This window comes from Mycetohabitans sp. B8 (assembly GCF_021991875.1).
Lineage (GTDB): Bacteria > Pseudomonadota > Gammaproteobacteria > Burkholderiales > Burkholderiaceae > Mycetohabitans.
Genome location: NZ_JAHLKR010000010.1, coordinates 1 through 11,192, shown reverse-complemented (window position 1 = coordinate 11,192; position 11,192 = coordinate 1). Strand labels below are relative to the sequence as shown.

Genomic DNA, 11,192 nt, shown 5'->3' with positions numbered 1-11,192 from the left:
CCGCCCGCTGCGTTTGCTCGTTCAGCGGCCCCGCTGCCTGAGCAGCAAGGGGCCAAATCATAGACCCATGGCGCAACCCCCGCAAGGGGCAGCGGATATTTTTTCTCGCGTTGCTCATCCACCCCCTAGCACGCTCAATACACCCCGCCCCGGTAAGCCGCTTGCCTCCCCCTTCAACGCCGCGGCACACACCAGGTCAGCCATCGCGCCCGAAACATTCGCTGTTATTGCACGTTTCGCTGCCGCCACGCTGGCGTTGCGCCGGTAGTCCTGGTGACACGCGCGAGTGTCTGCGCCATTGTTGTGGGTGCTACGCTCCGTGGCGGAGATATAGTAGCTATGCTCAATCGCTGTGTCAGGTTCCTTTCGCGCTCGGCCTTGGCCATCGAGTTCACGAGCTTGGATACGTCGGGTTTTGTGCGTGGTGAATTCCTCGCTCAGTAACGTTTCGAGCCTTTCCAGCATTGAGTTGCCACCTTGCTCGAAACGTCCCAGTGTGGCGTCCAGCGCTTCGAGCGCGCGGCATGCGCAAACCGACGAGATAACGCCGGATGCGTTCAAGTGTCGAGGCCGGTACGCTGTTCTGACCACCCCGCTTGATTACGTACACTACTTCCCGACCAGGGTTGTGATGGTGCAGCGCGCACACGCAACGTCTTTTCGCCAAACGTGCGCGCGCTAGTGTTCGATCAACAGGAGCCGGTTAGTAACGCAAGAGCGTACGGTATCGACGCTAGGCACATCGTCCGTTATACATTCAGCGGGCGCGCCGCCCAACGCGTGGCTGCACGAATCAGGTCAATGCGCTAAGTTCATCACGCATTGGCCGGCGCAGTTGTGTCCACTTCCTTACAGATACTGATCCCATTCCTGTAGTCGCGACTCGCAAATGAATAACCGGATAGATCCGGTGCCTGCCACCGAAGATGGACAGGATCGGTTCGTAGCTCCATTGATCATTGAACCAGACCATCCGTTTTTCTTCGAGCATGAAATCGACCATGTGCCGGGCCTCATGTGACGAAGCCACACGGCAAGCCTGCACTGCAGCGTCTCACATGTTCTGCGAGGCCCCTTTGGGGATAGCCTTCGTGCTTGACGAATTTAACGTGAGCTATGCGCGTTTTGCCGAACTGTCCGCTCCGCTTGCCGTGCATTTCACGGTGGTTGAGAAATACTATCGCAAGCGGTCACTGTCGGGCTTACAGGCACACACCGAGTGGCACCAGGCCGAGCTGCGAGCTGGCACGATGGATGTGCGATGGAACTTCGTGCAACTTGCTGTATTGGCACGCCTGCGGCGCACCGACACAACAAGCGGTCGGCATCCCTGTGTAATGGCGGCAGGCTGGAGGGTGCCACTATGCCTTTCCTCAAGCGTTAGGGGGCTGACTTAAATTGGTAAAGTTGTCATCGCGCAGCATGGCGGACAGGAACCCGCGCATCAAGCCCATGCTAGCATGCAGCGCTAAGCTTATCTGGCCACAGAATCTTTAAGAGGTACCATCACGCGAATCAGACAAAATTTCCTCCACCATAAAAAAACGCGGGCTGCGTGACAATCGAGCAAACCCGCGTGGGTATTGGTGGGCCTCCCGTGAGTCGAACACGGCACCAACGGATTATGAGTCCGCTGCTCTAACCAAGCATGAGCTAGAGGCCCGAATCAGTCATTATGGGGCAAAATGAAGCTCAGTTGCCTTCGAGAAACGACTTTAGCTTATCCGAGCGGCTTGGATGACGCAATTTGCGCAATGCCTTCGCCTCGATCTGACGAATCCGCTCCCGCGTCACGTCGAACTGCTTACCCACTTCCTCGAGCGTATGGTCCGTGCTCATCTCGATACCAAAGCGCATCCGCAGTACCTTTGCTTCGCGCGGCGTCAACGAGTCCAGCACGTCCTTCACGACGTCTCGCATACTCGCGTGCAATGCCGCTTCGGCCGGCGCCACCGTATTGTTATCTTCGATGAAATCGCCCAGGTGAGAATCGTCGTCGTCGCCGATCGGTGTTTCCATCGAAATCGGTTCCTTCGCGATCTTCATGATCTTGCGGATCTTGTCCTCCGGCATCTCCATTTTTTCGGCGAGCGTGGCCGGATCCGGCTCGAGCCCCGTCTCCTGCAAGATTTGCCGTGAGATCCGGTTCATTTTGTTGATCGTCTCGATCATGTGGACCGGAATCCGAATCGTGCGCGCCTGATCCGCAATCGACCGTGTAATCGCTTGGCGAATCCACCACGTCGCATACGTGGAAAACTTGTAGCCCCGCCGATATTCGAACTTGTCAACCGCCTTCATCAGGCCGATATTGCCCTCCTGGATCAAATCCAGGAATTGCAAGCCACGGTTCGTGTACTTCTTCGCAATCGAAATGACCAGCCGCAAATTGGCCTCCGTCATTTCGCGCTTGGCCTGCCGCGCCTTGAGCTCGCCAGCCGCCATCTGACGGTTGGTTTCCTTCAAGTCCTTCAGCGGCAGTACGACGCGCGCCTGTAAGTCGATCAGACGCTGCTGCTGTTCGCGGATCGCCGGGATATTGCGCTCGAGCACCGCGCTATACGAATGCCCCTCAGCGACGATCTGCTCAGTCCAATCCAGGTTGGTCTCGTTGCCCGGGAAGCGCGATATGAATTCCGCGCGCGGCATCCCGCACTTGTCGACGACGATATGCAAGATCTGGCGCTCCACTTGACGCACCTCGTCAACCTGCGCGCGCAATGTGTCGCACAGCCGCTCGACCGTGCGGGCGGTAAAGCGGATCGACATCAACTCGGCCTGGATCGCCTCTTGCGCCTTCAGGTACGACTTGGACTTGTAGCCCTCCTTCTCGTACGCGCGACGCATTTTGTCGAACCACTCACCGATCAGCGCAAAACGCTCCAGCGACGCACGCTTTAGCGCCTCAAGCTGCGCGGCGCTGGCCGCGGCCGCTCCTGCACCTTCGTCCTCTTCTTCCTCTTGCTCGTCACCTTCGTCGGCGTCGTCGGCTTCCGACTCGATCTCGGCCGCATCCGACGCGCTAAAGCCGTCCGCATCCTCCGCGTTCGGATCGATCAAGCCATCGACCAGTTCGTCCACGCGGATTTCATCGTTGGCGACCCGCTCGGCCATCGCAAGAATGTCCGCGATCGTCGTCGGGCACGCCGAGATTGCCTGAACCATGTGCTTCAGGCCGTCTTCGATACGCTTGGCGATCTCAATTTCGCCTTCCCGCGTCAACAACTCGACAGTGCCCATCTCGCGCATGTACATGCGCACCGGGTCGGTCGTGCGGCCGAATTCGGAGTCCACCGTCGACAACGCGACCTCGGCCTCCTCTTCAACCTCGTCGTCGGATGACACCGACGGCGCGTTGTCGTTGAGCAGCAGCGTTTCCGCATCGGGCGCCTGTTCATAGACCGCCACGCCCATGTCGTTGAACGTGCTGATAATGCTCTCGATCGCCTCGGTTTCCGCGAAATTGTCCGGCAGGTGATCGTTGATTTCAGCATACGTCAGGAAGCCGCGTTCCTTGCCCAGCTTGATCAGCGCGCGCAGCTTCGAGCGGCGCTCCTCGAGCTCCTCGGCGGTACCCGGCTGGTGAGACGCAAACGCATCCTTTAGCAGCGCCTTTTCCTTGGCCCTGCGATCGCGCGCCTTGATCTTCTCACCCTTCACCGGCGCGGCCGAACCGGCCGACTCATCGACTTGGCCCGCTTCCTCATCAACTGGTACTTCGTTCAGCTTTTTCGTCATGGATGTCGCCATTACGGCTCTGGTCTCGACTTGCGGCTCTTTGACGGCCGCCGCTTCAACCGTGGATACTCTGTCAGTGCGGCTATCCGGCTGGTGCCCGGCGGCCGCGACCTGCCGATTTGCCCGCTTCGGGAGCTTCTCGGCCGCGCACATCACGGTCCTGCTCGACAGACTTCGCCGTCGCGCAGGACCGCGTCGTCGCTTCCTGCTGGCCGGAACGCGAGATGTTCGCCGGCGCGCCACATGCGGAAAGGGCCTGTTTCGCCGCGGGCCGGGTCATCTTTACCACCGCCGACCTGCGCTTCCGATATGACCCAACCCCCTTTCCCGCCGGGTCTTTGCCATGGCAATTCCGCTCTATTCGACGCCGCCTGGAAACAACTCCGCTAAAAACCTTCAATTATAGCACGGTGGTCAAGTCCCTCCGGCAAGCGCTGACTCCGCGACCCGACGCTTCAGTTCGGCACGCCGCTGCGACAACTCGGCAAACTCCCTGGCCTGCTCTCCTGCCAATTTTGGCTGCCGAGACAAGATTTCAAGTCGTTCGCAGCAAGCGTCGTAACGCATCTTCGCGACAACCGCCTTGACTTCGTCAGCTGCGATGCGCTCCTGCTCATCGCGACGATGCGCGCTGTCGTCGTCCGGCGGCGCATGCAGCAAATCGCGCACGTTTTCATCATAGACCAGAATTTCCCGGAAGATTTCCTCATACGTTGGCGCATTCGGAGAATTAAGCAGCAGGTCCTTCAACAACCGATATTCGGCCGCGTCGCCTAGTTGCTGCGCATGCGCGATCGTCTCGGCAAACAAGGCCCCCTGCCGGGCAAGCGTGGCCAGCGTGTCGCAATCCTGCACATCGAGCATCGCGACAATGCGCGGATACATGATCACGTTGCGTAGTGCCCGATGCTCGTGGCCGGTGACGCGACGACGATCGGCACGTGCCGGCGCACCACGCACCGCGGGCGCGGTGCGTGAGCCGATTTCGCAAAATTGCGCCACTTCTTCGACGGGCGTCGACAGCCGATCCGCCAGCATATGCAGAATTTGAGCCCTCAGCGCGTTGGGCGGCAGTGCCTGCAGCAGTGGCTTGGCGTCATATAAGGCCTTAGCCCGTCCTTCCGGCTGGTCGATTTCCTTGTCCGCCAGCACCTCGTTGAGCAGGAACTGCGACAATGGCATTGCTCGCCCGGCCTGATCTGCAAATGCCTGTGCGCCGTGCTCACGGATATAGCTGTCCGGATCATGCTCCGCGGGCAGGAACAGGAAACGGATTGTGCGATTATCCGCCGCATGCGGCAGGCATGCGTCCAACGCTCGCCGCGCGGCGCGGCGCCCCGCCGCATCACCGTCGAAGCTAAAAATCACCGTGTCGGTCTGCCGCATCAGTTTTTGGACATGCACCGGCGTGCACGCGGTACCCAGCGTCGCCACCGCGTTCGGAAAGCCCAGCTGCGCCAGTGCAACGACGTCCATGTAACCTTCGACAACCAGCACAAAGCCCTTCTCCCGGATCGCAAGACGGGCCTCGAACAGGCCGTACAACTCAGTTCCCTTGTTGAATAGCGGCGTTTCCGGTGAATTCAAATACTTCGGCTCGCCGCCCTCTAGCACGCGCGCGCCGAAGCCAATTACCTGTCCGCGCACATTGCGGATCGGGAACATGATGCGCTGGCGAAAGCGGTCGTAGCGGCGCGCTTCGCCGCTGTTCGACGCCTTGTCACTGACAATTACCAGGCCTGCGTCGAGCAACGCGTCGTCGCAGTAGTCCGCGAATGCCGCCTCGAGGTTTTGCCAGCCATCCGGCGCATAGCCCAATCCGAAGCGCAGCGCGATCTCGCCGGTCAAGCCCCGCCCCTTCAGGTACTGAATTGCGTTCGGCGCGCCCCGAAGCTGCTTGCGATAGTAGTCGGCCGCGACCTGCATGATGTCGACGAGCGCGCGCGCCGTGCCGGGATGGGCCGACGGCGGATCGTTGCCCCTCCCCGGTCCGGGCGGGCTCCCACCGCCATATGCACCCGACGCGGGTTCATGTGGAACGCTCAGCCCGACGGACTGCGCCAACTCACCGACAGCTTCGGGAAACGTCAAGCCGGCATGCTCCATCAGGAAACCGATCGCGGTGCCATGCGCGCCACAGCCGAAGCAATGGTAGAACTGCTTGGACGGACTGACGGTGAACGAGGGACTTTTTTCGTTGTGAAATGGGCACAGCCCACTGAAGTTTGCTCCGCCCTTTTTCAACTGCACGTACCGTCCCACCACGTCGACGATATCGACGCGGCTTAGCAGGTCTTGCAGGAAAGAGTGCGGAATCACAGTTGCCTCGACAAGGCTACTTCGTCGATAAAGCCACCTTCACTTGCGCGGAAACCGCCGTCATGTCGGCACGGCCCGCGAGCCTGCCCTTGAGCAGCGCCATGACCTTGCCCATATCCTGAGGGCCGACCGCGCCCGCTTGCGCAATCGCGTCCCGCACCTGCGTGGCGACGTCGGCGTCGGACAGCTGGGCGGGCATGTACTGCTGCAGCACCACAAGTTCCGCCGATTCCTTCGCAACCAAGTCCTCGCGGCCGGCACACTGAAACTGCACAATCGAATCCTTGCGCTGCTTGATCAACTTGTCAACGACCGTCACGATCGCCGTGTCGTCCAGCGTCGCGCGCTCGTCCACCTCACGCTGCTTGATGGCAGCCAGCAACAGGCGGATGGTTGCGAGCCGCTCGCTGTCGCGGGCGCGCATCGCGGCCTTCATGTCATCATTGATACGGTCTTTCAAGCTCATGCGTATTGCCGTCAACGGCCCAGGTTCGCCTATGGAACTGTGACACGCGATAAACCGACGTTTAACACAAAAACCCGCTTGGGACACGATCCACAAGCGGGTCTGCGCAGCAACGCGGTCCCATCAACGCCTGCCACAGCAGCATCCCTGCACGCACACGCGGCGCAGGTTTGCGGGATGACCGCGCCAACTCGACTGCCGCGTCGGCGCGATACTGGATCAGTAGAGCTTCTTCGGCAGCATCTGGCCGCGCAAGCGCTTAAAATGGCGCTTGACTGCCGCTGCCTTTTTCCGCTTACGCTCCGCGGTCGGCTTCTCGTAAAACTCGCGCGCACGTAACTCGGTCAACAACCCGTTCTTTTCGATCGTGCGTTTGAAGCGGCGCATCGCAACTTCAAAAGGCTCGTTCTCTTTAACGCGAATCGTCGTCATGTCCAGTCGAGGTATGAAAAAAGGGACGTATCCCACCAACACACACCAAAGGTGTGGAAGTATAGCAGATATGCGTGCAGACAACGCCGACTTTCAGCGTCCGATTAACGTTGCGTAACAGCGGCGGCGGCCCGACCCGCCGCGGCACCGGATGACCATGCCCACTGGAAATTGTACCCACCCAGCCATCCGGTCACATCCACCGCCTCGCCAATGAAGTACAAGCCTGGCAACCGCTTGCTCATCATCGTGCTCGACGATAGCTCACGGGTATCAACGCCACCGCGCGTGACCTCGGCCTTACGAAAGCCTTCGGTGCCATCCGGCGTCAACGTCCATTGCTGGAGCCCGCTGGCCAGTCGACGCAGCGCCTTGTCGGCAATATCGGCTAACCGCGCCTGGGGTGGGAGGCCGTGTTGGATCGCCCAGCACTGCGCAAGCCGCACCGGCATCCATTCAGCGAGCTGGTTCGCCAATTGCCGGCGCGACGCGGCTTTTGCGTTCAGCAGTGCGCCGGCCACGTCAAACGACGGCAACAGGTCAATCGACACAGCGTGCCCCGGGCTCCAATAGCTAGAGATCTGCAAAATACCGGGGCCGGACAGTCCGCGATGCGTCAGCAGCAGATCCTCGACGAACTCGGCGCGCCGCTTGTCGCCATCTGTCGATACGCGTGCCGTCATCGATATCCCGGCCAGCGCCGAATACGGCGCCCAGTGCGCGGCGGCGAAGGTCAGCGGCACCAGCGCCGGGCGCGGCTCGACCAGCTTATGACCAAAGCGCTTGGCAAGCCTGTATGCAAAGTCGCTCGCCCCGATCTTCGGGATCGATAGCCCGCCTGTTGCTACCACGAGCGCCCGCGCGCGCAGCGCGCCGGCGTGCGTGCCCAGCACGAACCCCATCGTATCGACGGCCACGTCCGCAACCTGCAATGGATGGCGCCACGTGACGCCGCCGGCGTTGCATTCGCGCTTGAGCACGTCAATAATCGTCTCGCTCGAATCGTCGCAAAAAAGTTGCCCCTTGTGCTTTTCATGCCACCGAACACGATGGGCGCGCAGCAGTGCCAGAAAATCCTGCGGTGTATAGCGGGCGAGCGCGGAGCGACAAAACGACGGGTTCTCAGACAAGTAATGGGTCCAGTCCGCCTGCAAGTTCGTGAAATTGCACCGCCCGCCACCGGAGATCCGGATTTTCTCGGCAACGCGCGGCGCGTGATCAATCAGCACGACACGCCGTCCAAGCTGACCGGCCACGGCCGCACACATCATGCCGGCAGCGCCGGCGCCAATCACGGCGATATCGAAGTGTTCCATGGCGCGCATTCTACCGGCTTGCCAGCCACGTTGGCGGTCACACTGCTATACTGACTGATTGCGTTGCGGGCGCCGTGCCAGCCATTAAGCCGGTGGGGCAAGCGAAGCCGCATCCGGCTCGATCACCCTTTTGTCCGATTCTCATGCTCGTCCTCGGTATCGAAAGCTCCTGTGATGAAACCGGGCTCGCGCTGTACGATAGCCGGCGCGGGCTGATTGCGCACGCACTGCATTCGCAAATCGCCATGCATCGCGACTATGGCGGCGTGGTGCCGGAGCTCGCATCACGCGACCATATCCGGCGCGCGCTGCCACTGCTCGAGCAGGTGTTGCAGCAGGCCGGAGTGGCGCGCACCTCAATCGATGCAATCGCATTCACGCAGGGGCCAGGGCTCGCCGGGGCACTGCTCGTCGGAGCCAGCATCGCGAATGCGCTAGGGCTAGCGCTCGGCAAGCCGGTAATCGGCATTCACCATCTCGAGGGACACCTGCTGTCGCCGCTGCTCGCGCAAACGCCACCGCCGTTTCCATTCGTTGCGCTGCTGGTCTCCGGCGGTCATACGCAACTGATGCGGGTGACCGATGTCGGCAACTACCAGACGCTCGGCGAAACACTGGATGATGCAGCCGGTGAAGCGTTCGACAAGACCGCAAAATTGCTCGGACTGAACTACCCGGGAGGCCCAGAAGTTTCGCGGCTGGCCGAGTTTGGCACGCCTGGCGCCGTCGAATTGCCCCGCCCGATGTTGCATTCGGGCGACCTGAACTTTAGCTTCAGTGGATTGAAAACAGCGGTTCTCACACACCTGAGCCGAATCGGCTCGAACGCTTGCGAGCAAGCAAAAGCCGATTTGGCACGCGGCTTTGTCGATGCCGCGGTCGAAGTACTGGTCGCGAAGGCGGTTACCGCCCTCAAGCGCACAGGCATGAAGCGGCTCGTCGTGGCCGGCGGAGTGGGCGCGAACCGCCAATTGCGCGAAGCGCTATGTGCCGCTGCCGCCAAGCGCGGCTTCGACGTGTACTATCCCGACCTCGCGCTATGCACTGATAACGGCGCGATGATCGCGCTCGCGGGTGCACTACGCCTGCAACGCAATCCCACGGCGGCCAATACGTTGTATGCGTTTACTGTCAAGCCGCGCTGGGATCTGAGTGCCATCAACGATTCGGGACAACAACCAGCGTAGCACTTCGGCCACCGCCGGCGTCACACCGCGGCAGCCACCGGCATAGCCTTTAATCACCTTAGCACAGGGGACCGGGGTGCAGCGTCCGCCGTATACGCGTGAGCCTTCACGCGTGAACCTTCGTCCAGCGATGCGACGCATTCATGGCGCGAGCGCGCCAGCCAAGCGACGCCCCCTGTGCCCGGGACCGCTCGGCACCGATGTCTGGCAAGCAGGCTAGTCCAAGCGCCGCTTGTCGTGCTCGATCAGCGCGTACGCACTGTGATTGTGGATCGATTCGAAATTCTCAGCTTCGAGCACATAGGCGACGATTCGCGGATCGGCATTGAGCCGCTGCGCGACATCGCGCACCAAGTCCTCGACAAACTTTGGGTTATCATACGCCCGCTCGGTGACAAACTTCTCGTCGGGACGCTTCAGCAGCCCCCACAACTCACACGATGCCTCTTCCTCGGCTATCCGCACCAGGTCCTCAACCGGCATGTCATCGACCAATTCGGCGGCGATCGTCACATGTGAACGCTGATTGTGCGCGCCGTACTGAGAAATCTTTTTTGAGCACGGGCACAGGCTGGTCACTGGCACCAACACCTTGGTGAACAGGCGCGTAAGGCCGTCGCGCATGTCGGCGCTGAGCGTTACTTCATAGTCAAGCAGGCTTTGCACGCCGGATACAGGCGCGGTTTTCCGGATGAAATAGGGAAATGTGACTTCGATGCGGCCCGCCGTGGCTTCAAGTTTCTCGAGCATGGTCGCCAGCATGGCGCGGAAATGAGCGATGTCCAGCGGCGTCTGCGCTTGATCCAGCAGCGCGATGAAGCGCGACATGTGCGTGCCCTTCTGCTCGGCTGGAAGGCGCACATTAAGATTCCAGGATCCTACTGTCGGTTGCACATCGCCTCGCGCAGTCCTCACCGTCAGCGGATGGCGGACCGCTCTGATGCCGACCCGCTGGATCGGAATCTGCCGGGTATCTGGCGTGCTCTGCACATCAGGCATCACAAAAGCGGGATTCATCTGGTTCATTGGCATTCCTTGACACCGGCGCTCGCCTCGGTTCACGGCGGCACCAGGGCGCCAGCACGAGCGACCCGGCCGGACGGCCCATGCCGCTTGTGCAGATTCTAAATGAAAAACAGCAACGGCCGTTGCAGGCACGGCCTATGCGACGAGCTTGGTCGTTTTCGCGTTGCCATCGTGCTTTTGCTGTTCCAAGATTGACAGGCGCTCACGGATCGCGCTAGCCATTCCCACCGCATCCAGACCGCATGCGGCAAGCAGCTTTGCCGGATCGCCATGGTCGATGAAACGGTCAGGAAGCCCCAATTGTAATACCGGCCGGTTTATCCCCGCCGCCTGTAGGGACTCGATACACGCCGAGCCGGCGCCACCCATCACGCAACCTTCTTCGACGGTCACGAGCAGTTCATGCGTGTCGGCGAGCTGTCGCACGAGCGCCTCGTCCAACGGCTTCACGAAACGCATGTTCGCCACCGTCGCGTCCAACTCCTGCGCCGCCGTCAGACTCGGCGCCAGCATCGAGCCAAATGCCAGAATCGCCACCCGATGGCCGGCCGGCGCATGCGACTGCCGCCGGATCTCCCCCTTGCCCACCGGCACCGCGCTCAGCCGCTTCTGCGTGGCCACCCCCGGCCCCGTGCCCCGCGGATAGCGCACCGCACTCGGCCCGTCGATCTGCAATCCCGTGTGCAGCATTTGCCGACACTCGTTCTC

Annotated in this window: 10 protein-coding genes, 1 tRNA gene and 1 pseudogene; 3 read left to right on the top strand and 9 right to left on the bottom strand. The window is 61.1% G+C overall.

The genetic code is table 11. The annotated features are described in order from the left end of the window. Window positions 1-114 precede the first annotated feature (114 nt). Complete coding sequence (locus KQH60_RS14900) at window positions 115-561, bottom strand: hypothetical protein (protein WP_304611058.1); 447 nt, start codon at window positions 559-561, stop codon at window positions 115-117. A 328-nt stretch (window positions 562-889) separates the two neighbouring features. Here KQH60_RS14900 and KQH60_RS14990 point away from each other — a divergent pair, with 328 nt between their 5' ends. Next, window positions 890-1,021, top strand: coding sequence for an AfsA-related hotdog domain-containing protein (locus tag KQH60_RS14990; RefSeq protein ID WP_368669318.1), 132 nt, complete (start codon window positions 890-892; stop codon window positions 1,019-1,021). After that, the gene (locus tag KQH60_RS14985) at window positions 990-1,397 is read left to right on the top strand and encodes an AfsA-related hotdog domain-containing protein (RefSeq protein WP_368669317.1); all 408 of its coding nucleotides are present in this window, start codon (window positions 990-992) and stop codon (window positions 1,395-1,397) included. The genes KQH60_RS14990 and KQH60_RS14985 overlap by 32 nt, the downstream gene beginning before the upstream one ends. A gap of 187 nt (window positions 1,398-1,584) precedes the next feature. Here the strand turns inward: KQH60_RS14985 and KQH60_RS04345 are convergent. The 6 genes and pseudogenes from KQH60_RS04345 to KQH60_RS04320 all read right to left on the bottom strand — a co-directional run. Then, window positions 1,585-1,663 (bottom strand) — tRNA-Ile (locus KQH60_RS04345). Between the two features lie 29 nt (window positions 1,664-1,692). Continuing rightward, window positions 1,693-3,750 (bottom strand): RNA polymerase sigma factor RpoD, encoded by a 2,058-nt coding sequence (rpoD, locus tag KQH60_RS04340; RefSeq protein WP_237575349.1) that lies wholly within the window; start codon window positions 3,748-3,750, stop codon window positions 1,693-1,695. Window positions 3,751-4,152: 402 nt separating this feature from the next. Further along, complete coding sequence (dnaG, locus tag KQH60_RS04335; protein ID WP_237575348.1) at window positions 4,153-6,057, bottom strand: DNA primase; 1,905 nt, start codon at window positions 6,055-6,057, stop codon at window positions 4,153-4,155. 16 nt (window positions 6,058-6,073) lie between these two features. Continuing rightward, a complete protein-coding gene (locus KQH60_RS04330) occupies window positions 6,074-6,523 on the bottom strand; it encodes a GatB/YqeY domain-containing protein (RefSeq protein ID WP_237575347.1) in 450 nt (149 codons plus the stop codon). Between the two features lie 219 nt (window positions 6,524-6,742). Beyond that, on the bottom strand, window positions 6,743-6,955 hold the full coding sequence (rpsU, locus tag KQH60_RS04325; RefSeq protein ID WP_237575346.1) for a 30S ribosomal protein S21: 213 nt from the start codon (window positions 6,953-6,955) through the stop codon (window positions 6,743-6,745). A 104-nt stretch (window positions 6,956-7,059) separates the two neighbouring features. Next, window positions 7,060-8,286 (bottom strand): annotated as a pseudogene (locus KQH60_RS04320) (NAD(P)/FAD-dependent oxidoreductase); the annotation flags it as partial. A gap of 128 nt (window positions 8,287-8,414) precedes the next feature. On the opposite strand from KQH60_RS04320, the gene tsaD reads away from it, so the two are divergent. Next, window positions 8,415-9,458, top strand: a complete 1,044-nt coding sequence (gene tsaD, locus KQH60_RS04315; protein ID WP_237575344.1) for a tRNA (adenosine(37)-N6)-threonylcarbamoyltransferase complex transferase subunit TsaD — start codon at window positions 8,415-8,417, stop codon at window positions 9,456-9,458. 216 nt (window positions 9,459-9,674) lie between these two features. Here tsaD and folE2 read toward each other — a convergent pair whose 3' ends face one another. Both folE2 and KQH60_RS04305 read right to left on the bottom strand, forming a co-directional pair. After that, a complete protein-coding gene (folE2, locus tag KQH60_RS04310) occupies window positions 9,675-10,484 on the bottom strand; it encodes a GTP cyclohydrolase FolE2 (protein ID WP_237575343.1) in 810 nt (269 codons plus the stop codon). A 135-nt stretch (window positions 10,485-10,619) separates the two neighbouring features. Next, a partial coding sequence (locus KQH60_RS04305; protein ID WP_304611057.1) for a transketolase C-terminal domain-containing protein occupies window positions 10,620-11,192 on the bottom strand: 573 nt, incomplete at its 5' end.

Coding starts and splice junctions, on each gene's coding strand:
- KQH60_RS14990 (WP_368669318.1), top strand. CDS start 890: ATGAATAACCGGATAGATCCGGTGCCTGCCACCGAAGATGGACAGGAT.
- KQH60_RS14985 (WP_368669317.1), top strand. CDS start 990: ATGAAATCGACCATGTGCCGGGCCTCATGTGACGAAGCCACACGGCAA.
- rpoD (WP_237575349.1), bottom strand. CDS start 3,750: ATGGCGACATCCATGACGAAAAAGCTGAACGAAGTACCAGTTGATGAG.
- KQH60_RS04330 (WP_237575347.1), bottom strand. CDS start 6,523: ATGAGCTTGAAAGACCGTATCAATGATGACATGAAGGCCGCGATGCGC.
- rpsU (WP_237575346.1), bottom strand. CDS start 6,955: ATGACGACGATTCGCGTTAAAGAGAACGAGCCTTTTGAAGTTGCGATG.
- tsaD (WP_237575344.1), top strand. CDS start 8,415: ATGCTCGTCCTCGGTATCGAAAGCTCCTGTGATGAAACCGGGCTCGCG.
- folE2 (WP_237575343.1), bottom strand. CDS start 10,484: ATGAACCAGATGAATCCCGCTTTTGTGATGCCTGATGTGCAGAGCACG.